General features: G+C 65.4%; 21 protein-coding genes. 17 read left to right on the forward strand and 4 right to left on the reverse strand.

The window, feature by feature from the left end; genetic code table 11:
• Positions 1 to 16 precede the first annotated feature (16 nt).
• The 8 genes from L9O85_RS06575 to L9O85_RS06610 all read left to right on the forward strand — a co-directional run bounded on the left by L9O85_RS06575 (position 17) and on the right by L9O85_RS06610 (position 6,109).
• Positions 17 to 286 (forward strand): hypothetical protein, encoded by a 270-nt coding sequence (locus L9O85_RS06575; RefSeq protein ID WP_301579971.1) that lies wholly within the window; start codon positions 17 to 19, stop codon positions 284 to 286.
• A 12-nt stretch (positions 287 to 298) separates the two neighbouring features.
• A complete protein-coding gene (locus L9O85_RS06580) occupies positions 299 to 955 on the forward strand; it encodes an HAD family hydrolase (protein WP_050624659.1) in 657 nt (218 codons plus the stop codon).
• Positions 948 to 1,499, forward strand: a complete 552-nt coding sequence (locus L9O85_RS06585; RefSeq protein ID WP_108981298.1) for a GNAT family N-acetyltransferase — start codon at positions 948 to 950, stop codon at positions 1,497 to 1,499. Before L9O85_RS06580 ends, L9O85_RS06585 begins: the two co-directional genes overlap by 8 nt.
• A gap of 551 nt (positions 1,500 to 2,050) precedes the next feature.
• Entirely contained in the window at positions 2,051 to 3,070 is a 1,020-nt protein-coding gene (locus L9O85_RS06590; RefSeq protein ID WP_301579973.1) for an L-threonylcarbamoyladenylate synthase, read from the forward strand.
• Between the two features lie 21 nt (positions 3,071 to 3,091).
• A complete protein-coding gene (locus L9O85_RS06595) occupies positions 3,092 to 3,565 on the forward strand; it encodes a hypothetical protein (RefSeq protein WP_050624662.1) in 474 nt (157 codons plus the stop codon).
• Positions 3,566 to 3,589: 24 nt separating this feature from the next.
• Positions 3,590 to 4,021 (forward strand): hypothetical protein, encoded by a 432-nt coding sequence (locus tag L9O85_RS06600; RefSeq protein ID WP_157954760.1) that lies wholly within the window; start codon positions 3,590 to 3,592, stop codon positions 4,019 to 4,021.
• Positions 3,988 to 4,608, forward strand: coding sequence for a dephospho-CoA kinase (gene coaE / locus L9O85_RS06605; protein WP_301579976.1), 621 nt, complete (start codon positions 3,988 to 3,990; stop codon positions 4,606 to 4,608). Before L9O85_RS06600 ends, coaE begins: the two co-directional genes overlap by 34 nt.
• 88 nt (positions 4,609 to 4,696) lie before the next feature.
• A complete protein-coding gene (locus tag L9O85_RS06610; protein WP_301579978.1) occupies positions 4,697 to 6,109 on the forward strand; it encodes an aminopeptidase in 1,413 nt (470 codons plus the stop codon).
• Positions 6,110 to 6,302: 193 nt separating this feature from the next.
• Here L9O85_RS06610 and L9O85_RS06615 read toward each other — a convergent pair whose 3' ends face one another.
• From L9O85_RS06615 to L9O85_RS06625, 3 genes are all read right to left on the reverse strand, one after another.
• On the reverse strand, positions 6,303 to 6,593 hold the full coding sequence (locus L9O85_RS06615) for a hypothetical protein (protein WP_050624666.1): 291 nt from the start codon (positions 6,591 to 6,593) through the stop codon (positions 6,303 to 6,305).
• A 111-nt stretch (positions 6,594 to 6,704) separates the two neighbouring features.
• Positions 6,705 to 7,256, reverse strand: a complete 552-nt coding sequence (locus L9O85_RS06620) for a uridine kinase family protein (protein WP_272867231.1) — start codon at positions 7,254 to 7,256, stop codon at positions 6,705 to 6,707.
• Positions 7,257 to 7,270: 14 nt separating this feature from the next.
• Positions 7,271 to 7,804 carry an ECF transporter S component gene (locus L9O85_RS06625; RefSeq protein ID WP_050624668.1) on the reverse strand — a complete coding sequence of 178 codons (534 nt, stop codon included), beginning with the start codon at positions 7,802 to 7,804 and terminating at the stop codon, positions 7,271 to 7,273.
• 401 nt (positions 7,805 to 8,205) lie between these two features.
• Here L9O85_RS06625 and L9O85_RS06630 point away from each other — a divergent pair, with 401 nt between their 5' ends.
• From L9O85_RS06630 to L9O85_RS06660, 7 genes are all read left to right on the forward strand, one after another.
• The gene (locus tag L9O85_RS06630) at positions 8,206 to 9,918 is read left to right on the forward strand and encodes an efflux RND transporter periplasmic adaptor subunit (RefSeq protein ID WP_276756108.1); all 1,713 of its coding nucleotides are present in this window, start codon (positions 8,206 to 8,208) and stop codon (positions 9,916 to 9,918) included.
• A gap of 13 nt (positions 9,919 to 9,931) precedes the next feature.
• Positions 9,932 to 10,627 (forward strand): ABC transporter ATP-binding protein, encoded by a 696-nt coding sequence (locus tag L9O85_RS06635; protein ID WP_050624670.1) that lies wholly within the window; start codon positions 9,932 to 9,934, stop codon positions 10,625 to 10,627.
• The gene (locus tag L9O85_RS06640; protein WP_050624671.1) at positions 10,624 to 11,880 is read left to right on the forward strand and encodes an ABC transporter permease; all 1,257 of its coding nucleotides are present in this window, start codon (positions 10,624 to 10,626) and stop codon (positions 11,878 to 11,880) included. Before L9O85_RS06635 ends, L9O85_RS06640 begins: the two co-directional genes overlap by 4 nt.
• Positions 11,881 to 11,998: 118 nt before the next feature.
• Positions 11,999 to 14,320 (forward strand): S-layer homology domain-containing protein, encoded by a 2,322-nt coding sequence (locus tag L9O85_RS06645; RefSeq protein WP_301579980.1) that lies wholly within the window; start codon positions 11,999 to 12,001, stop codon positions 14,318 to 14,320.
• A gap of 279 nt (positions 14,321 to 14,599) precedes the next feature.
• Positions 14,600 to 15,472, forward strand: a complete 873-nt coding sequence (locus L9O85_RS06650) for a sigma-E processing peptidase SpoIIGA (RefSeq protein ID WP_256183525.1) — start codon at positions 14,600 to 14,602, stop codon at positions 15,470 to 15,472.
• A gap of 28 nt (positions 15,473 to 15,500) precedes the next feature.
• Positions 15,501 to 16,208 (forward strand): RNA polymerase sporulation sigma factor SigE, encoded by a 708-nt coding sequence (sigE, locus tag L9O85_RS06655; RefSeq protein WP_050624674.1) that lies wholly within the window; start codon positions 15,501 to 15,503, stop codon positions 16,206 to 16,208.
• A gap of 161 nt (positions 16,209 to 16,369) precedes the next feature.
• Entirely contained in the window at positions 16,370 to 17,782 is a 1,413-nt protein-coding gene (locus L9O85_RS06660; protein WP_301579981.1) for an alanine/glycine:cation symporter family protein, read from the forward strand.
• Positions 17,783 to 17,855: 73 nt separating this feature from the next.
• On the opposite strand, the gene L9O85_RS06665 is transcribed toward L9O85_RS06660, so the two are convergent.
• A complete protein-coding gene (locus L9O85_RS06665) occupies positions 17,856 to 18,440 on the reverse strand; it encodes a helix-turn-helix domain-containing protein (protein WP_276756104.1) in 585 nt (194 codons plus the stop codon).
• 196 nt (positions 18,441 to 18,636) lie between these two features.
• Here L9O85_RS06665 and L9O85_RS06670 point away from each other — a divergent pair, with 196 nt between their 5' ends.
• Positions 18,637 to 19,290 (forward strand): redox-sensing transcriptional repressor Rex, encoded by a 654-nt coding sequence (locus L9O85_RS06670; protein ID WP_050624677.1) that lies wholly within the window; start codon positions 18,637 to 18,639, stop codon positions 19,288 to 19,290.
• Positions 19,287 to 20,390 carry an S-layer homology domain-containing protein gene (locus L9O85_RS06675; RefSeq protein ID WP_108981287.1) on the forward strand — a complete coding sequence of 368 codons (1,104 nt, stop codon included), beginning with the start codon at positions 19,287 to 19,289 and terminating at the stop codon, positions 20,388 to 20,390. The genes L9O85_RS06670 and L9O85_RS06675 overlap by 4 nt, the downstream gene beginning before the upstream one ends.
• Positions 20,391 to 20,419: the final 29 nt, after the last annotated feature.

The raw sequence follows: 20,419 nt of genomic DNA on the forward strand, positions 1-20,419 counted from the left end.
ATCGGGAGGGACCGACATGGATTTTTATATTCACTATACCGCCCTGCCCCAGGGGAAGAGCCTGGCGGACGTGGTGGGCGAGCTGAACGAGGTGCTGGAGGACGGCGGCGCGGTGTGCGGCGGCCAGACGGACGGCCCCGGCGGACGGCTGGATCTGGAGCTGGAGGACGAGAAGGTGAACCCCAAATTCGCCCAGATGGCGGTGAAGGCCTATCTCCAGCGGGCCCAGTTTCCCCAGGATACCCGGGTGGAGCTGGGGGGCATGGAGATCGGGGTCTACGAGTGAGGCCGGGCCGCTATGTTCCAAAATGTGATCTTTGATCTGGACGGCACTCTGCTCAATACCATAGACGACCTGGCGGATGCGGCCAACTGGGTGTGCGCCCGGCACGGGTGGCCCCTCCACACGGTGGAGGAGTACAAGCGCTTCGTGGGCAACGGGATACCCCGGCTGGTGGAGCGCTTTGCTCCGGCCCCGGAGCGGACGCCGGAGGGGCTGGCCCGGGCCCTGGAGGAGTTCTCGGAGCGCTATGGCGCCCACAGGGCGGACAAGACCGCCCCCTACGCCGGGATGCCGGAGGCGGTGGAGCGGCTGAGGGCGGCGGGGGTGCGGACGGCGGTGCTGTCCAACAAGGCCCACGCGCTGGCGGGCCCGGTGGTGGAGGACTACTACCCGGGGCAGTTCCCCTGGGTGCAGGGGGCCCTGCCCGGCCTGCCCACCAAGCCGGACCCCACCCTGCTGCACCGGCTGATGGAGCAGATGGGGGCCTCCCCGGAGGATACTCTGTTCGTGGGGGACAGCGATGTGGACATCCGCACCGCCAGGAACGGCGGCCTGACCAGCTGCGGCGTGCTGTGGGGCTTCCGCGGACGGGCGGAGCTGGAGGCGGAGGGGGCCGACTGTCTGGCCCGGACGCCGGAGGAGCTGGTAAAGGCGGTGCTGGGAGATGGCTGAGACTATTTTAGAGACTGACCGACTGATACTGCGGGAAATGACGGACAGAGATTTTCCTGCCCTGTGCCGGATGCTTCAGGATCGGTCAGTAATGTACGCCTATGAGCATGCCTTTTCAGACCAGGAGGCTTGGGAATGGCTTCGCCGCCAGCAGGCGCGGTATCGAAAGGATGGCTTCGGCCTGTGGGCAGCAGTGGAGAGAACATCCGGAGAGATGGTGGGCCAGTGCGGACTCACTTGGCAGGGGCTGGGAGATGGCACACGGATACCCGAGGTTGGCTATCTTCTGGAGCGGACGGCCTGGCACAAGGGCTACGCCGTTGAGGCGGCCCGGGCCTGCCGGGACCATGCCTTTTCAGCCCTGAAATTTGAGGAGGTATTCTCCATCATCCGGGACAGCAACCTTGCATCCCAAAGAGTAGCTCGGTGCATCGGGATGGAGGAGCGGGGCTCTTTCATAAAGCACTACTATGGGATGGATATGCTCCACATCGTGTTCTCCGTCCGGCAGGGGGAACAGCTTCCGCCTGCTGGAAGCCCTTGAGGGGTCCCATAGAAGCTCCCACACACCTTCCCTTAGAGGAAAGGTGCCGCGGCATATGCCGTGCTACCTCCCCCCCTCTGGGGGGAAGGTGGCACGGCGAAGCCGTGACGGATGAGGGGGCGTCTTTCCACTGTCCCCGTCTCAGTCATGATTTGTCAGAAAGGTTCCGCCCTGCGGGGCGGAATCCATTTGGGGACACCCTGCCGCTGAAGCCGGGCGGGCCAAGCCCGCCCCTGCACAAAGACCGAAAACATCCCGAAGGGGCGGCTTTCAGCTACCCGGAAAGCCTTCCCCCCTCTGGGGGGAAGGTGGCACGGTGAAGCCGTGACGGATGAGGGGGCGTCCTTCCACCGGGCCGGTCTCAGTCACAGGATTTGTCAGGGGGGTTCCGCCCTGCGTAGGCGCGGGCCCCATAGGGAGACTGGCGGGGAAAACGGGGTCCGACGAAGCAGCGCGCCGGGCCGCTGTGTGCTGCACAGGGGGCACGCCCCGCCCGGATGGAACCCTCGGAAAACGGGCACGCGCCCAAGAGAGATAGGAAGTGGAAAAGGATGGAGACAAAGCGCCTCTCCCAACAGGACATCCAGACCGCCGCGGACCTGCTCCGCACCGGCGGCCTGGTGGGCATCCCCACCGAGACGGTGTACGGCCTGGGGGCCAACGGGCTGGACCCCGCTGCGGTGGGCCGGATCTTTCAGGCCAAGGGCCGCCCCCAGGACAACCCCCTGATCCTGCACATCCCGGGGGCGGACTGGCTGGAGCGGTACTGCCGGGACATCCCGGCGGCGGCCTATGAGCTGGCCCGGCGCTTCTGGCCCGGTCCGCTGACCATGGTGCTCCGGCGGCGGGACAACGTGCCCGATCAGGTGACGGCGGGGCTGGACACGGTGGGGATGCGCTGTCCCGCCCACCCCCTGTGCCGGGCGGTGATCCAGGCGGCGGACGTGCCGGTGGCGGCCCCCTCGGGGAATACCTCCGGGCGGCCCAGCCCCACCACCGCCGCCCACATGCTGGAGGACATGGACGGCAGGATCGACGCCATTTTGGACGGCGGCCCCTGCTCCGTGGGGGTGGAGTCCACCATCGTGGACCTGACATGCACGCCCCCCCGCCTGCTGAGGCCGGGGGGGATCACCCTGGAGCAGCTGCGGGCGGCCCTGGGGGAGGTGGCGGTGGACCCGGCGGTCACCCGGCTGATGGGGGCGGGGGAGAGGCCCCGGGCCCCTGGGATGAAGTACCGCCACTACGCCCCCAAGGCCCCCGTCACCGTGGTCACCGGGGAGCCGGAGCGGAGCGCGGCCTATATCGCCGCCCACGCCGGACCGGGGGACGGGGTCATCTGCTTTGAGGAGTTCCTCCCGATGTATGCGGGGGGCGCGCGGCCCGTCATGAGCCTGGGGCCGGCGGGGGACAAGGGGGAGCAGGCCCGGCGGGTGTTCGACGCCCTGCGGGCCTTCGACCACACCGCCGTCTCCGCCATCTGGGCCCAGTGCCCGGACAGCGGAGGGATCGGGCTGGCGGTCACCAACCGCCTGAACAAAGCGGCGGGCTTCCACATCGTGGAGGCCTGACCAAGGAAAGGAGCGAGGGCAGTGAAGCGGTCCCACTATTTCCCCTGGATGGGGCTGATTCCCCTGGTCCTGGGGGGCTGCTATGTCTACTCGACGGCCATCCCGGTGGTGGGGACGCTGCTGTTCACCCTGCTTCCCTGGCTCATGGTGCTGACCTGGGCCTGGCTGGGGATGGACTGCGGGCGGCAGAGGCGGCCCTTCTGGCTCAGCCTCCTGGCCGGCCACTGGGGGGTGCTCCTCAGCGTGCTGTGCGGGGCATGGCAGTTCTGGCTGGTGGACGACGCCGCCCGGAGCATCCCCATCGCCCTCTTCGGCCAGTTTATCTCCGGCGTGGTGCCCGGGGCGATGATGCTGGTCACCCCCCTGTGCATCGTGGACGGCACCTACATGGGCAGCCTGCTGGTGGTGTGGGGAGGCATCGCCTCGGCGGTGCTGCTGATCCTCATTTTCACCGTGTCCTACTGGGTGGGCCGCCGCATCGCCAAGGCCCCCTGACCGGCCCGGAAAGGAGGTCCTTCGATGGAAGAGTACACATGGAAACGCTTTCAGTGGCGTATGGAGCGCAGGCACGCCCGGCGCTCCCTGCTGAAATTCCTCTTCCTCTTTCTCGCGCTGTGTGTCGTGCTGGACGTATGGGGGCCGGGGCAGATTGCCCTGATGGCCCTTCTGGGGCTGTTTGTCCTGTGGCTGCTGGCGCGGTATCTGCGGGTGCGAAACGAGGGACTGGACGGCGACGCAGATCAGCTGATCTATTTCGACCTGCTGGGTCGCATGAAGGCCCTGCCATATTCCCAAATCGGGAGCTATACCAAAAAGCGGAGTTGTGTGGTGATACGGGACCGGGACGGCCGGAGGTTCGCCAAGGTCCGGAAGCAGCTGTGCAGCCCCCGGGAGCTGGAGGAGCAGCTCCGGGAGGCATGTCCGCATTTGAAGTGGGAGGGATCACCATGACTGTCATCGGCATCACCGGCCCTACCGGGGCGGGGAAGACCACCGTCCTGAAGGAGATCGAGGCACTGGGGGGCGCGGTCATCGACTGCGATGCCGTGTACCACGAAATGCTGGAAAGTGATAGAGCCTTACAGGAAAGCCTGGAGAGGGCCTTTGGCCCCCTCCGGGACGGACAGGGGGCCATTGACAGAAAAAAGCTGGGCGCCCTGGTGTTCGGGGACCTGGCCAAGCTGGAGCGGCTGAACGCCATCGCCCAGCGGGCCGTGGTTCAGCGCACCCGGCAGATGGTCAAAGAGAACAGGTCCCGGGGCATCGGCCTGACGGCCATCGACGCCTTCGCCCTGCTGGAGAGCGGTCTGGCCGACCTGTGCACCACCACGGTGGCCGTACTGGCCCCGGCGGAGGCGCGGGTGGCGCGCATCATGGCCCGGGAGGGCATTTCGGAGGACTATGCCTGGGCCCGGGTGAGGGCCCAGCGGCCGGACCAGTTCTTTGCGGAGGGCTGTGCCCATATCCTGTACAACGACTGCGGCACCGCGGAGGAGTTTTCCCGGAAGGCAGAGGAGTTTTTGAAAGAGATCGTGTAGGGGCGCACAGTGTGCGCCCGTGCGCGGCATAATAAGAGAACAATGAGGCGCGCAAAGCGCCCCTGTGAGATCAAAGGAGGACTGTTTTATGAGTGAAGAAAAAGAACTGACCCGGGGCGAGCAGCTCCGCCGGGCCCTGGTCTATGAGCGGAAGAACGGCTGGGACCGGCTGGACACGGAGGAGGGCGCGGCGCTGGAGGCGTACTGCACCGGCTACAAGCAGTTCCTGGACGCGGGCAAGACCGAGCGGGAGTGCGTGGACCGGGCCATCGCCCAGGCGGAGGCCGCCGGCTTCCGGGCCTATGTCCGGGGGATGGAGCTGAAGCCCGGGGACCGGATCTACCAGGTAAACCGGGACAAGGCCATCATGCTGGCCGTGATGGGCCGGAAAGGCCTGGAGCACGGGGTCAACATCGGGGCGGCCCACATCGACTCCCCCCGGCTGGACCTGAAGCAGAACCCCCTGTACGAGAGCGACGAGCTGGGCTTCTTCAAGACCCACTACTACGGCGGCATCCGGAAGTACCAGTGGGTGACCATTCCCCTGGAGCTCCACGGCGTGGTGGCGCTGAAGAACGGAGAGGTGGTGCGGGTCTCGGTGGGCAACGGGCCGGACGACCCCATGTTCACCATCGACGACCTGCTGCCCCACCTGGCCACCGACCAGGTGAAGAAGCCCCTGGGGGAGGCCATCCCCGCGGAGAGCCTGAACATCCTGGTGGGCAGCCGCCCCCTGCGGGACGACGAGGGCAGCGACCGGGTGAAGCTGTCAGTGCTGGAGCTGCTCAACCGGAAGTACGGCATCGTGGAGGAGGACTTCCTCTCCGCCGAGCTGTGCGCCGTCCCCGCCTTCCGGGCGGTGGACATCGGCTTCGACCGCTCCCTGATCGGCGCCTACGGCCATGACGACCGGGTGTGCGCCTATGCCTCCCTGGCCGCCCTGCTCCAGCTGGGCACGCCGGAGCGCACCGCCGTGTGCATGCTGGCGGACAAGGAGGAGATCGGCTCCGAGGGGGTGTCCGGCATGAAGTCCAGGGCCTTCGACACCTTCATGGAGGACCTGTGCCAGAGCCAGAGCGTGCCCCTGCGGGCCTGCTATGAGAAGTCCTTCTGCCTGTCCGCCGACGTGACGGCGGCCTATGACCCCAACTTCGCGGAGGTGTACGAGAAGCGCAACAGCGCCTTTGTCAACTACGGCATGGGCCTGTGCAAGTACACCGGGGCCCGGGGCAAGTCCGGGGCCTCCGACGCCTCCGCCGAGCTGGTGGCCTATGTCCGCCGGGTGCTGGACGGCGCCGGCGTGGTGTGGCAGATGGCCGAGCTGGGCAAGGCCGATCAGGGCGGCGGCGGCACGGTGGCCGTCTTCATGGCGGAGCGGAACATCGACACCCTGGACGCCGGCGTGCCCGTGCTGTCCATGCATGCCCCCTTTGAGACGGTGTCCAAGCTGGACTGCTATATGACCTATAAGGGCATGAAGGCCATCTACGAGGCGGTCTGAGCCCATATGCCCCGTGATACCGGAAAAGGTGCAGCCGATCTTTCGGCTGCACCTTTTCCAATTCTGCTCCATGACGCCCAAGTTCGCTTTGCGGCCCCGGGGGAAGGGCACCCCTGCCGCGCCCGCCCCGCACGGGGCAGGGACACACCGGCAGATCGGGACCTGCGGGGCGGTGACGAGGCTGTTTTCCCGGCTATGTTTTTTTGAAATAAGACCGCAGCAGGACATAAATCGCGACAGCGAGGATCACGGCGGTGATCCCTAAGGAGACGGCCGTTTCTGGATCGCCGGTCTTCCAGTAGTCCCATGCCGCCAGACAGCACAGGACCAGAACACCTGCCCCAAGGACCGCCAATATCCAGACGAGCAGGGTGCCGATCACGTTGACCCACTTTTTCTGACCGCGGGTTTTCGCGGAGTCGGCTCCGAAGAAAATGAAAACTCCCAGCATAAACGCCAGCACGATCACGATGACCCTGTACATCACTGACCTCCTCTTTCCGACCGCAGAAAACAGAAGCTGTTTGATGTCTATTGATGATACGATGCCTTGACGCGCTTTGCAAGGCGGAGCTGCAGGGGGATGGGGCGCGTGTCATTGACCGCTCAGCACCAGCTGGCAGCAGTCCCGGACCCGGCAGGCCTGGAAATACCGGTCCTCCAGCGGGACCCACTCCCCCTGGAAGCGGGCCAGCAGCTCCGGCCCGCCCCGGTCCAGAAGGCGGGCGCGCCGCACCGGCCAGGGGGCCTCCAGAAAGATCCGGAGGCGGTAGAAGTCCCGCAGGGCGGGGTGGAGGGCGTAGACCCCCTCCACCAGCACCAGGGGGGCGGGGGAGAGGGACACCGGGGGCCCATACGCCCCGGTATGGCAGCGGTAGGGGGAGAACCGGGCGGGCTCTCCCCGGGACAGGGGGGCCAGGACCTGGTCCCGCACCCGCTCCCAGTCCACATTTCCCCCCGGCTGGGCCAGGCGGGCGGGGGTCTTGCGCGCCGGGGGCAGGAAGAAGTCGTCCATGTGGACCAGGGGGCAGCCCAGCTGCCGGGCCGCCTGGCCGGCCAGGGTGGTCTTTCCCGAGGCGCAGGGGCCGTCCAGGGCGGCCAGCACCCTCCCGCCGCCCCCGGCCAGAGGGGACAGGGCCGCGCACATCTGTTCCAGGGCCGTCATTGGACTGGGGAGAGGCGGGCGCGCTGGAGGGAGAGGACCAGAGCGGGGATCAGCACCAGCTGGAGCAGGATGCCGGGGATGGCGTTGAGGACGGCCTCGGTCCAGAAGATGGCCAGGCCGAAGGGGGTGGGGGAGGCCAGGGTGATGAGGGCCCGCACCGCCCCCCAGACCATTCGCCCGCCCACCATGGCCCCTGCCAGAGAGGCATAGACACCGGCGGCGTTTTTGGGCAGGCGGCGGTAGAGCAGCCCGGAGATCAGGCCGTAGGCGGCCAGCTCAAAGGCCATGGAGAAGGCGGTGGGAAAGAATTCGGGGCGGCCCGCCAGCAGGGAGCGGAGCAGGGGGGCGGCCAGTCCCACCCCGGCCCCCCACCCGCCGCCGCACAGAAAGCCGCACAGCAGCACCGGCAGGTGCATGGGCAGCAGCAGATTGCCGATGGCGGGGATGCCGCCGGTAAAATAGGGCAGGACAAGGGCCAGTGCCAGCATCAGGGCGGAGACCACCAGCCGTTTGTTTCGGGCAGAAGACATCGGGGACATACCTCCTGGAGCCGCAGACCGGGCTGCGGCGGGATGAAAATTCCTGCCCCAGAGGCAGGGAACTGGCTTTATTGTAGCGGAAGGAAGAAAATTCGTCAACAATCTCCTGCCAGCTCTGCCCGGAAGAAAAGCGCCCTCGCATCAACTCCAGCCCACCGGCCAGAAAAATTTTTAAAGTCTGGAACATTTTGTGCCCGTTCTTCGTCTAGATAAGCAGAGATACTTTGCCCGGGGCACATTTCTGCAGAAGAGGACGTTTCTTAAGATAATCTTAAAAAATTGTAATTCTTATGTAGTTGCCACCCGGCGGCCCTGGGCATATAATGGACATGCTGGACAGGCTCGCACCTGACCTTGTGCCTGCCCGGCAAAAAACGTAGGAGGAACTTGAAATGCCAGAGATCACCACACCTCAGACCACCGAGACCGCGCCCGCACCCGCACAGACGACTCCGCGGCCTCCGGTCAAGCCCAACGGCGGCCGGAAAAAGAAAAAGATGGTCAAAAACCTGATCATTCTGGCCGTTGTGCTCGCCCTGCTGGCGGCCGGCGGCTTTGCCCTCTACCGATTCCTGTTCAGCACCGGCGGCGAGGAGGGGGAGATCTTCTCCCAGCCCGCCTTCCTCGGCTCCATCCAGAGCAAGGTGTCCGGCAGCGGCACCGCCAAGGCCAAGGAGACCGCCGCCATCACCCTCAACGCCGGCGGCACCGTACAGGAGGTGCTCATCGCTCCCGGCCAAACCGTCACGGCGGGCCAGCCCCTCTACACCATCTTCAGCCAGGCCGCTGAGGACGCGGTGAAGACCGCCCAGGAGAAGGTGGAGAACCTCTACAAGGACCTGTCTGACCTCCAGGAGGATGCCGCCAACCTGACGATCCGGGCCCCCTTTGCGGGTAAGCTCCAGGATGTGAAGGAGTTCCAGATCGACCAGGACGTGTCCAAGGGCACCGTGGTGGCCACCCTGGTCAACGACAAGCAGCTGAAGCTGTCCCTCTACTTCAGCTACGCCTATGAGGACCAGATCTCTGTGGGCCAGAGCGTGGACGTGTCCATCCCCGCGGTGATGCGCACCTTCACCGGAACAGTGGAGAAGATCAACAAGGTCAGCTACATATCCCCGGAAGGGGCCGTCCACTTTGAGGCCGTAGTGGTCTTTGACAACCCCGGCACCCTCACCGCCGGGATGGACGCCTCCGCCATGCTCACCGCCGGCGATGGCACCCAGATCTACCCCTACCAGAATGGGCAGACCGAGTTCTATGAGACCCGCACCATCGAGGCCAAGGCCAACGGCCCCGTGGTGGGCATGGGCAACCTGCTCGACCACGCCAATGTGGAGGCGGGAGAGGCCCTGCTCTACCTGGGGTCCTCCACCATTGACTCTGACATCCGGGCCAAGCAGTCCGAGATCGAGGAGGCCCAGACTGCGCTGGATGAGGCCTCCAAGGCCCTGGCGGATTTCAACGCTGTGGCCCCGATCGACGGGACCGTCACCTCCTGCACCCTCTCCGAGGGGGCCGAGGTGAAGAGCGGCGACACGGTGGTCATCATCTCCAACACCACCACCATGCTGGTCACCATCACGGTGGACGACCGGAACATCTCCTTCATCAAGCCCGGGGACTACGTGGATCTGGACTGGAACGGCACCACCTATCAGGGCGTGGTCACCGCCATCGACATGGGAAAGGCTGAGAGCGGCAGCGGCATGACCAACTACCCCGTCACCCTGACGGTGGAGAACTACGACGGCTCCCTGATGGACGGGGCCTGGCTGCAGTACTCCTTTGTTACCAGCGAGTCCAGTGACTGCATCCTGGTGCCCACCAGCGCGGTGAAATATGTCTCCGACGCGGATGGAAACCGTCAGGCGGTGGTCTTCGTCAAGCGGGACGCCCGGCCGGACGATGTGCCGGAGCTGGACCTGCCCCAGGTCGAGCCCGGCCAGCAGCGCCAGTTCCCCTCGGAGGAGGATGGCTTCTACCCCGTCATCGTCACCACCGGCATCTCGGACACAGAAAACGTGGAGATCACCTCCGGCGTTCAGGAGGGGGACGAGGTCTTCGTCAACTTCATGGTCACCGATTACAGCTCCGGCTATTGATCGAGGTGCTCTCATGCTGATCGAGATCAAAGACCTTTACAAAATTTATAACGAGGGCAAGGAGAGTGAGGTCCGGGCTCTGGACGGAGTCACGCTCCACATCGACCGGGGGGAGTTCGTGGCCATCGTGGGCCAGTCGGGCTCGGGCAAGTCCACCCTGATGAATGTGCTGGGCTGCCTGGACATCCCCACCTATGGGGAGTACCACCTGAACGGCACCGACGTCACCTCCCTGTCCGACAAGCAGCTGGCCCACATCCGCAACAGGGAGATCGGCTTCATCTTCCAGGGGTATAACCTGATCCAGGAGCTGGATGCCCTGGAGAACGTCACCCTGCCCCTGATCTATCAGGGGGTGTCCGTGTGGGACCGGGAGGACATCGCCATGGAGGCGCTGGAAAAGGTGGGCATGGCGGAGCGTGCCCACCACCGGCCCAGTGAGATGTCCGGCGGCCAGCAGCAGCGGGTGGCCATCGCCCGGGCCATCGCCACCCATCCCCCCATCATCATGGCGGACGAGCCCACCGGCGCTCTGGACTCCAGGACCGGCCGACACGTGCTGGAGATCCTCCGGGGCCTCTACCGGGAGGGCACCACCATTCTTCTCATCACCCATGACGATGGCATCGCCGCCACCGCCCGGCGGGTGGTGCGGCTGTCCGATGGAAAGATCATCGCGGACCACGCACAGGAGGTGGATTGGGAATGAATCTGTGGCAGGCTTTCAAAATGGCCTTCAAGTCCATCTCCATGAAAAAGACCCGGTCCTTCCTCACCATGCTGGGCATCATCATCGGCGTGGCCTCGGTGGTCATCATGGTGTCCGTGGTCCAGGGCCAGAACCGGCAGACCATGGAGATGTTTGAAAAGCTGGGCGACAACAAGATCACCGTACAGGCCTACGGCTACTACGACACCAACAATGAGACCTCCCAGAAGCTGTACGATTACTGCCTGACCATGAGCGACCTGGTGGAGGGGATCACCCCTGATGTGGAGATCAACGAGACCGCTACAGTCCAGTATGGAGCGAAAACCATTCGCATCAATGACTGGAACAACGGGAACTACGACTGGCAGACCGCCATGCACATCAAGCTGGGCTCTGACCAGTACGGGGTGTGCAACAACTACACCCTGGCCGGCGGGCGGGAGATGTCCTACCTGGACGTGGAGAAGACCAACGCCGTCTGCGTCCTGGGGGCCGGCGCCAAGGAGGCCCTCTTCGACTTCACCGATCCGGTGGGGGAGTATATCACCATCAACGGACAGCCCTTCAAGGTGGTGGGCTACTATGAGGCGGTCGATCTGGAGGGGTGGAACGAGCTGGACAATATCATCGTCCTGCCCTACACCTTCAACCGCTCCATGAACAACAATTACAACATCGACAGCTACGTGGTCAAGGCCAAGAGCGCCCAGGCCACTGTGGAGGCCATGACAAAGCTGGACGCTTTCCTGAACGGTTTGTTTCCTATGAATGCTGACGGAAACCGGGACAACGGAAGCTTTTACGTCAACAGCAACAACAGCAGCGCCGAGCAGGTCCAGTCCCAGAGCAACATGCAGTCTCTGGTGCTGGGCGCCATCGCCGGCATCTCGCTGCTGGTGGGCGGCATCGGCATCATGAACATCATGCTGGTCACCGTCACCGAGCGCACCCGGGAGATCGGCATCCGCAAGGCCATCGGCGCCGAGCGCAAGAGCATCATCGCCCAGTTCCTCATCGAGGCGGCCATGATCTGCAGCATCGGCGGCCTGATCGGCATCGCCATCGGCTATGTGGGCACCATGGTGGCCGGAAAGCTGCTGCTGTCCACCACCACCGATGTGCTGCTCCCCAGCCCCATCATCACCCTGGGGGCCTTCCTCTTCTCGGTGGCGCTGGGCGTCATCTTCGGCATGTACCCGGCCGTCAAGGCCAGCGGGCTCCAGCCTGTGGTGGCCCTGCGGGCCGAATGAGGGACCTCACCATCCTTTTGTGCGCTCCTTCCCGGCAGGGAGGGGAGCTCCGGAAGGTAGAGATTTCCCAGGAACACAAAATGAAATTGGAGATCAGAGAAAGACAGGAGATATGAGTATGAAATTAAAACGGATCCTCGCCGCGCTGCTGACGGCGGCGGCACTTCTCTCCCTTGCCCTGCCGGCGGCGGCCTCCGGCGGCTCCTTTTCCGACATCAACGACCACAGCACTGCCGTCAACGTGGACGTGCTGCGGCTGATGGGTGCGGTGTCCGGCGACAGTGACGGCACCTTCCGCCCCAACGATGTGCTCACCCGGGCCCAGTTCTGCACCATGCTGGTTGGACTGCTGCGGCAGCAGTCCAAGGTGCCCATGTACACCACCCGCACCATCTTTTCCGATGTGACTGCCTCACACTGGGCCAGGGGCTACATCAACCTGGCCGCCTCCATCACGGTGGGAGGGTCGGGTTCCGGCTCCGGCTCCTCCTCTGAGGGCGGAGAGGGGACTCAGGCCCAGACCAGGCTGATCTCCGGGCGGGGGGACGGCACCTTCGCCCCCGACGAGAAGATCACCTTCGCGGAGGCGGTGACCATCCTGATCCGGCTGCTCTCCTACGATGAGACCGACGCCGGAGCCGTCTGGCCGGAGGGCTATCTGAACCTGGCCAACTCCCTGGGGCTCACCGACGGGGTCTCCCTTGCGTACAGCGCCCCCATCACCCGGGCCCAGACCGCCCAGCTCTTTGTCAACACCCTGCGGTGCAAGACGGCCTCCGGCCGCCCCTACTACGAGACCCTGGGCGCCTCTGTGAAGGAGAAAGTCATCCTGCTGGACGCCAACGCCACCGCGGAGGACAACAATTCCGAGGGCGCCATCCGCACCTCGGATGGGACCTATCTCCCTGCGCAGGAGGGTGTGGTGCCCTCCGCCCTTCAGGGACGCCGGGGCGTGCTGGTGCTGGACGACAAAGACCGCATCGTCACCTTCCTCCCCGACGAGACCGCCTCCGTCACCGTGACCCTGTCCGGCGCCGCCCAGCCCACCTATCTCACAGGCGCCAACGGCACCCGGTACAACATCGACGGCGACACCCCGGCCTATACCTCTTCCAAGGAAAACCCGGTGACCACCTATGAGAAGCTGTATCTGGAGCTGCGCTCCGGCAGCCAGGTGACCCTGTACACCGCAGACGGCAAGGTGGTGGGCCTGTACTATGGCTCCTCCGGCGCCTCCACTGACGCGGTGGTGGTCTCCGGCACCGCCACCGAGGCCATGTTCCACCAGCTCACCGGCGGCGCGTCCAACTACACCATCGAGAAGAACGGCCAGACCATCACCATGGCTGATATCCAGCCCTATGACGTGGTCACCTACGACAGCGTGGCCAATAAGCTGATCGTCTCCGACCTGCGGCTGCCCTGCGTCTACGAGAGCGCCGAGCCCAACCCCAGAGCGCCCCAGAAGATCACGGTGCTGGGACACGAGTTTACCGTCCTGGAGAGCGCCCTGGAATCCATCCAGAGCTTTGACGTGGGCAAGACGGTAGTCCTGCTTCTCACTGCGGACGGCAACGTGGCCGGCATGGCGGAGCCCGGAGCCAAGACCCGTTCCACCGCCATCGGCCTGGCTGAAGGCAGCTCCGTGAAGGTCTTCCTCCCCGCGGGGGGCACCATCGAGCTGAAGAGCTCCTCCAGCCTCTCCGACAGCGTGAAGGACCAGCTGGTCACGGTCTCCTCCTCCAAGGCGGGAGTCATCAGCGCCAGCCGCATGTCTGACCGCTCTGTGGGCGGCGTCTTCGACCTCCAGAAAATGACACTGGGCAGCTATCCCGTCACCGCCGGCGTCCACGTCTTCGAGCGGGTCAGCGGCAGCACGGTGGTCCAGCTGGAGCTGGCTGACATCCAGGCCCACTCCATCCCCGGCGACAAGATCGCCACCTATCACCTGAACTCCTCCGACATGGTGGACTTCATCATCCTGGAGGGCGCCACCGGCGACGCCTATCAGTACGGCCTGTTCTTCTCCGACACCAGAGAGGTCGAAGGAGATGAGTCCGGCAAGGTCTCCTATGTCCGCACTCTGCGGTTCGAGAGCCCGGAGGGCACCACCAGTTTCTCCAATGTGGGCTACATCGGGGACAACGGCGTCCCCGGCGGCATCGCGGTGGACGGCGACGGCAAGCTCCGCTCCCGGGTCACCCTGGAGGCCGTGGAGGGCGTGTCCCGCAGCGACTTCTTCGTCAGCAACGGCGCCTCCTACGTCAACGCGGGCGGCAAGGTGTACCAGGTGTCCAACAAGGTGGCCTGCTACAACACCACGACCAAGGTCTGGTTCACCGGCGATGACCCGCTGTATCAGATCCGCGCCTACTCCGACGACCTGACTATCTACGTAGACCCCTACGGCGAGAAGGTCCGGGTCATCACCACCCAGTAAGCACACCCTCTGTCCAAAACAGGGACCGGGAGGCCGCACGGCCTCCCGGTCCCACTGTTTTTATTCAGGAAAAGGGAATGGTGCCGCCGCTGGTCTGGCCAATAGACGGGCAGGCCCTCTGTCCCGTACTAGAGGGGCGGGGGATTTCTCCTGAAAATGACATCTCGATTGTGACCTTTTTCTGGATGGACGGACTCTATAATAGGGCTTGTCGGACCGGCCCCAGGGGGCGGCCGGGGAGAACAAAAAGGGGCCGGACCGGCTCCGCGCGGAGAGGAGATGGCCGGCTTGACTGTGATCTATGTGGATACCTTGTTCCTGCTCAACGCCATTGTGGACTATCTGCTCCTGCTCTGCTCCGCCCGGCTGGCCGGGGAGCGGCTGAGCCGGCTCCGCTTCGCCCTGGGGGCGCTGCTGGGCGGGCTTTATGCGGTGGCGCTCTTTCTGCCCGGCTTCGGGTTCCTGGGGCGGCCCCTCTGCCGGCTGTCGGCGGCGGTGCTGATGGTGCTCACCGCCTTCGGCGGCTGCCGCCGCCTGCTGCGCCAGGTGGTGATCTTTTTTCTGCTCTCCTGCGCCTTCGGCGGAGGCGTGCTGGCCATCGGACTGCTGGGGGGGCGGGGGCTGAGCCTGGGGGGCGGGGTGCTCTACTCCTCCATGGACCTGAAGATCGTCCTGCTCTCGGCAGCGGGGTGCTATGCGGTCATCACCCTGATCTTCCGGGGGGCGGGCCGCCACACCGCTGCCTCCCGGGAGCTGCTCCCCGCCCGTCTCTCCCTCCGGGAGCGGCAGGTGGAGCTCACTGCCCTGGTGGACACGGGGAACACACTGACCGACCCGGTCTCCGGGCGGCCGGTGATGGTGGCGGAGGGGGAGACCCTGTCCCCCCTGTTCCCACCGGGGACAGGGCCCGGGCCGGAGGACCTGCGGGACCCGGCGGGGGGGCTGGCCCGGCTGGGGGAGGGCCCCCTCCGGGGGCGCCTGCGCCTGCTGCCCTACCGGGCCGTAGGGGTGGACCGGGGCCTGCTGCTGGCGGTGCGGGTGGACCGTGCCAGGGTGGGCGGGGAGGAGCTGGGCCCCCTGCTCGTGGCCATGTCTCCCACACCGGTCTCGGACGGAGGGAGCTACCGCGCGCTTATCGGCGCGCTGACTTGAAAGGAGAACTGCTGTGAGACTGTTATGGATGGCGGTGAGGGAGCGGGCGGCCCGGCTCCTGGTCCGGCTGGGGCTGTACCAGCCGGAGAAGGTGATGTACATCGGTGGGAGCGACACCCTGCCCAGCCCCCTGACCCGGGAGGAGGAGGGGGAACTGATCGCCCGCCTGGGGCAGGGGGACCCGGAGGCCCGGGCCCGCCTCATCGAGCACAACCTGCGTCTGGTGGTGTACATCGCCCGCCGGTTCGAGAACACGGGGATCAACATCGAGGACCTGATCTCCATCGGGACCATCGGGCTGATCAAGGCGGTGGGGACCTATCAGCCGGCAAAGAGCATCAAGCTGGCCACCTACGCCAGCCGCTGCATCGAAAACGAGATCCTGATGCACCTGCGCAAGACCTCCTCCCAGAAGACGGAGCTGTCCCTGGACGAGCCGCTGAACACCGACTGGGACGGCAACGAGCTGCTCCTGTCCGACGTGCTGGGGACGGAGAACGACCTGGTGATGCGCCCCATCGAGGCGGACGTGGACCGGCAGCTGCTCCGCCAGGCCCTGGACCGGCTGGAGCCCCGGGAGCGGCACATCATCTCCCTCCGGTTCGGACTGGACGGGGCCAGAGAGCAGACCCAGAAGGAGGTGGCGGACCGGCTGGGCATCTCCCAGTCCTATATCTCCCGGCTGGAGAAGCGGATCATCGCCCGGCTGAAGAAGGAGATCGTCCGCATGATGTGACGCTCCCGGCTTTTTGCACAAAATGCGAGAAAAGTCCGGCGGCGTCTGGAACTCTTCCCGGATTTGTGGTATAATCTCCTCCGCGCAGAGCAGCGCCCCCGCCATGGATGACTGACGGGGGCGCCGTTCTGCCCGGACAGAGAGAAAGAAGGAGAGAGACGATGTTTGGAGAGATGATAGGGACCATCAGCGATTTCATGTACAGCTATCTGCTCATCATCATGCTGCTGGCGGTGGGGCTGTACTTCACCATCCGCACCCGGGGGGTGCAGCTGCGGCTTTTGGCGGAGTCCATCCGGGTGGTGGGGGAGAAGAGCTCCTCCAGGGAGTCGGTGTCCGCGTTCCAGGCCCTGATGGTGTCCACCGCCAGCCGGGTGGGGACGGGCAACATCGTGGGAGTGGCCAACGCCATCGCCGTCGGCGGCTACGGCGCGGTGTTCTGGATGTGGATCATCGCCCTGCTGGGCGGGGCGTCCGCCTTTATCGAGAGCACCCTGGCCCAGATCTACAAGGTGCGGGACAAGAACGGCGGGAGCTACGGAGGCCCCTCCTACTACATCCAGGCGGCGCTGAAGAGCCGCTGGCTGGGCGTGGTCTTCGCGGCGGCCCTGATCGCCACCTACGCCGGGGGGTTCAACATGCTGGCCTCCTTCAACCTGATCGACAGCATGTCCGGATACAGCTTTTACGGCGACCCGCAGACCAGCCTGGTCCCCCTGGTGGGGGGCGGCCTGCTGGCCGTCCTGGTGGCGGTGTGCGTCCTGGGCGGGGGCAGGCGGATCGTCAGGATCACCGGCCTGCTGGTCCCCTTCATGGGGGTGACCTACATCCTGATGGCGCTGGTGGTCATGGCGCTGAACTTCCAGATGCTGCCCCAGGTGTTCAGCAGGATCATCGCCGGCGCCTTTGACTTCCGGGCCATCTTCGGCGGCTTCGCCGGCTCCGCACTGATGGAGGGCATCAAGCGGGGGCTGTACTCCAACGAGGCGGGCGTGGGCTCCGCCCCCAACGCCGCGGCGGCGGCGGACGTGTCCCACCCGGTCAAGCAGGGCCTGGTGCAGATGCTGTCCGTCTTTATCGACACTCTGCTGGTGTGCACCGCCACCGCCATGATGTGCCTGTGCACCGGCATCGTGCCCTCTGAGCAGCTGAAGGGGGCCGCTTTCGTGCAGCAGTCCCTCTCCACCACCTTCGGCAGCGTGGGGCCTTACTTCCTCACCCTGGCCCTGCTGCTCTTCGCATTCACCACCCTGCTGGGCAACCTGTTCTACTGCGAGGGATGCCTGCGGTACATCACCCGGGAGCGGATCGGGAAGAGGGGGCTGACAGTCTTCCGTCTGGCCGCCGCGGCGCTGGTCTTTGCGGGGGCGCAGATGGAGTTCGACCTGGTGTGGGACGTGGCGGACGTGCTCATGGGCGTCATGGCCCTGATCAATCTGCCGGTCATCGTCCTGCTGGGCCGGACCGCTCTCAGCGCCCTGAAGGACTACACCAGCCAGCGGCGGGAGGGGAAGGACCCGGTGTTCCGGGCCGCCTCCATCGGTCTGAAGGAGAAGACGGACTTTTGGAACTGAGACAGAGAGGAGAACGAGCGCGCGGCGCCCATCAGGGCGCCGCGCGCTCGTTCTCCTTCAGACCTTCGGCCGCTCACAGGACCTGTCGGAACAGGCCGTGCTGCGTGCAGTGCCAATAGAGCATCCCGTGTCCCCGGCGGGGGATGCGCTGCTGGAGGTCCCACTCGGGCCAGCACTTCATCACGGTGGCCCGCTCGCCGGTGACCAGGGCCAAAAAGGACAGGCAGTGCCCTTTCTCCATGGGGTGGCCGGAGGTGATGAACCACTCGTCCTCCACCGGATGGATCTGGAGGCTGTGGGCCTCGTCCGGCTTCTGGACGGGCAGGGGCTCCAGCCGCCTCCCGCAGCAGGAGACGGCGGCCTCCCCGGTGGCGGTGATGAGATCGCCGCACTGGGGGCAGACAAAAAATCGAATGTGTTTCATGCTTCCTCCTGTGTTGTCGGGTTCCGGGAGACCGCCGGAGAGCAGTCCGGCCAGATCCACGCCCAGCTGGAGGGACAGGGCGGGCAGTAGGGAGAGGTCCGGGGACCCCAGTCCGCGCTCCCACTTGGAGACGGCCCGGTTGCTGACTCCCAGCAGCTCGGCCAGCCCCTGCTGGGTCAGCCCTTTTTCCAGCCGCAGGACCCGGATCAGCGCACCGGTCTTTTTTTGATCCATCGTGCTCCCTCCTTCTAACCGGCATTATGCCAGAAGACGGAGAAAAAAGCAATCAACGGACCGTTGACCGGGGCAGGGAACGGGCGGCGGGGGACCTGTGCCCCTGATTTTAGAAATTGACAACAGCCCCGGGATGGGGTAGACTGAAAAGAAAGACAGGCGCCCCGGGCGCCGACGGAGGATGGAGCATCACACGATGAAGAGAAATACAAAGGTTTCCACGGCGGTGATACGCCGGCTGCCGCGATATTACCGGCATCTGCTGGAGCTTCAGGGGAAGGGCGTGATCCGGATCTCCTCCAGCGCCCTGGGGAAGTCCATGGGGCTGACCGCATCCCAGATCCGTCAGGACCTGTTCTGCTTCGGTGAGTTCGGCCAGCAGGGCTATGGATATAAGGTGGACCTGCTGCGGGAGGAGATCGGGGAGATCCTGGGGATCAGCCAGGGTCACACCGTAGTGGTACTGGGGGCAGGCAACCTGGGCCGGGCCCTGATGGAAAACTTCAAGTTCGCCAGCAACGGCTTCCAGCTCCTGGCCGCCTTCGACGTGGGCGAGAGCGTGGTGGGCACCACCATCGGCGGAGTGAACGTGTACCATGTGGACCAGCTGGAGGAGTATCTGTCGGCCCACAAGGTCAGCGTGGGCCTGCTCACCCTGCCCCAGAGGGCGGCCCAGGGGGTGGCCGACCGGCTGGTGGCCGGGGGAGTCCGGGGGATCTGGAACTTCACCAACCGGGAGATCAGCGTCTCCCGGCCGGATGTGGCGGTGGAAAACGTACATTTTTCTGACAGCCTGCTGACGCTGAGCTATCTCATCACCCAGCGGGAGGAGCGTGAGGAGGAGACATGAAACGAAAGCATATGGTGCGCGCGGCGGCGGCGGTGCTGGCCTGCGCGGCCTTGACCGGGGCGGCGCTGGCCCTGAGCACAGGGGACAGCCTGATCTCCCTGAGCTATCTCAATGACACCTATATCCCCACCGTGGTGGCCCAGGGGACCAAGGCGGCGGACGAAAAGCTGATCCAGGCCTATCAGGCGGCCAGCCAGAAGCTGGACGAGGTGAACCAGGGGTACGGGGTGCAGCAGGGGAGCGGCGGAAGTTACAGCGCCGACCTGCGCAGCCGGGACATGGTCCGGGGGGATCAGTTGAAGCTGCCCACCGGTTCGGTGGTACAGCTGGCGGCGGGCGCCGGCACCGTTGTCCACACCGGGGCGGTGATCGACGTGACTGCGGGCCAGACGGTGGCATCCGGAGCCGCCCTGGTGAGCGGACACCGCTATCTGGTGGGGGAGGACACCTCCGCCGTCTTCACCGTGGACTCCGGCCTGGCCAAGGTGGGGGTGCAGGGGAGCTTTGAAAAGACGGAGAGCGGAGAAAAGGCTGCTCCCTTTACAGATGTCTCCCGCTCTGACTGGTACAGCTCCGCAGTGGATTATGTCTACTTTGAGCAGCTGTTTTCCGGAACCGGGGACGGACTCTTTTCTCCCATGGCCTCCATGGACCGGGCCATGATCGTGACCGTGTTTTACAACATGGCCGGTGCGCCCCAGGGGGAGATGGACGCCTCCACCGCCGTTTTCTCCGATGTGCCGGCAGGCCAGTGGTACGCCCCCTATGTGAGCTGGGCGGCGGACCAGGGGGTGACGGCGGGGACGGGGGAGGATACCTTCTCCCCGGAGCAGGCAGTGACCCGCCGGGAGGCGGTGGCCCTGCTTTACAGCTTCGGGACCAACTACCTGGGTCTGGAGCTGACGGAGCGGGCCGACCTGACCCCCTATGAGGACGCGGCGGCGGTGGCCAGCTGGGGCGGCGAGGCGGTGGCCTGGGCGGTGGGCGCCGGCCTGCTGTCCAGCTCGGACGCGGACCTGATGCTCCTCAGCCCGGACGAGAGCGCCACCCGGGCCCAGGTGGCGGTCATGCTGCAAAACTTTGCTGAGAAGTACCTGTGACACACCTTTGTCGTGCCTCCGCATAAGAT

This window comes from Lawsonibacter asaccharolyticus, from assembly GCF_022453915.1.
GTDB classification, from domain to species: domain Bacteria; phylum Bacillota; class Clostridia; order Oscillospirales; family Oscillospiraceae; genus Lawsonibacter; species Lawsonibacter asaccharolyticus.

Excerpts from the sequence above, each read along its gene's own strand:
- L9O85_RS06580 (WP_050624659.1), top strand. The coding sequence starts at position 299 with ATGTTCCAAAATGTGATCTTTGATCTGGACGGCACTCTGCTCAATACC.
- coaE (WP_301579976.1), top strand. The coding sequence starts at position 3,988 with ATGTCCGCATTTGAAGTGGGAGGGATCACCATGACTGTCATCGGCATC.
- L9O85_RS06610 (WP_301579978.1), top strand. The coding sequence starts at position 4,697 with ATGAGTGAAGAAAAAGAACTGACCCGGGGCGAGCAGCTCCGCCGGGCC.
- L9O85_RS06640 (WP_050624671.1), top strand. The coding sequence starts at position 10,624 with ATGAATCTGTGGCAGGCTTTCAAAATGGCCTTCAAGTCCATCTCCATG.
- L9O85_RS06630 (WP_276756108.1), top strand. The coding sequence starts at position 8,206 with ATGCCAGAGATCACCACACCTCAGACCACCGAGACCGCGCCCGCACCC.
- L9O85_RS06600 (WP_157954760.1), top strand. The coding sequence starts at position 3,590 with ATGGAAGAGTACACATGGAAACGCTTTCAGTGGCGTATGGAGCGCAGG.
- L9O85_RS06675 (WP_108981287.1), top strand. The coding sequence starts at position 19,287 with ATGAAACGAAAGCATATGGTGCGCGCGGCGGCGGCGGTGCTGGCCTGC.
- L9O85_RS06670 (WP_050624677.1), top strand. The coding sequence starts at position 18,637 with ATGAAGAGAAATACAAAGGTTTCCACGGCGGTGATACGCCGGCTGCCG.
- L9O85_RS06615 (WP_050624666.1), bottom strand. The coding sequence starts at position 6,593 with ATGTACAGGGTCATCGTGATCGTGCTGGCGTTTATGCTGGGAGTTTTC.
- L9O85_RS06590 (WP_301579973.1), top strand. The coding sequence starts at position 2,051 with ATGGAGACAAAGCGCCTCTCCCAACAGGACATCCAGACCGCCGCGGAC.
- sigE (WP_050624674.1), top strand. The coding sequence starts at position 15,501 with ATGGCGGTGAGGGAGCGGGCGGCCCGGCTCCTGGTCCGGCTGGGGCTG.
- L9O85_RS06650 (WP_256183525.1), top strand. The coding sequence starts at position 14,600 with ATGGCCGGCTTGACTGTGATCTATGTGGATACCTTGTTCCTGCTCAAC.
- L9O85_RS06665 (WP_276756104.1), bottom strand. The coding sequence starts at position 18,440 with ATGGATCAAAAAAAGACCGGTGCGCTGATCCGGGTCCTGCGGCTGGAA.
- L9O85_RS06575 (WP_301579971.1), top strand. The coding sequence starts at position 17 with ATGGATTTTTATATTCACTATACCGCCCTGCCCCAGGGGAAGAGCCTG.
- L9O85_RS06620 (WP_272867231.1), bottom strand. The coding sequence starts at position 7,256 with ATGTGCGCGGCCCTGTCCCCTCTGGCCGGGGGCGGCGGGAGGGTGCTG.
- L9O85_RS06645 (WP_301579980.1), top strand. The coding sequence starts at position 11,999 with ATGAAATTAAAACGGATCCTCGCCGCGCTGCTGACGGCGGCGGCACTT.
- L9O85_RS06635 (WP_050624670.1), top strand. The coding sequence starts at position 9,932 with ATGCTGATCGAGATCAAAGACCTTTACAAAATTTATAACGAGGGCAAG.
- L9O85_RS06585 (WP_108981298.1), top strand. The coding sequence starts at position 948 with ATGGCTGAGACTATTTTAGAGACTGACCGACTGATACTGCGGGAAATG.
- L9O85_RS06625 (WP_050624668.1), bottom strand. The coding sequence starts at position 7,804 with ATGTCTTCTGCCCGAAACAAACGGCTGGTGGTCTCCGCCCTGATGCTG.
- L9O85_RS06660 (WP_301579981.1), top strand. The coding sequence starts at position 16,370 with ATGTTTGGAGAGATGATAGGGACCATCAGCGATTTCATGTACAGCTAT.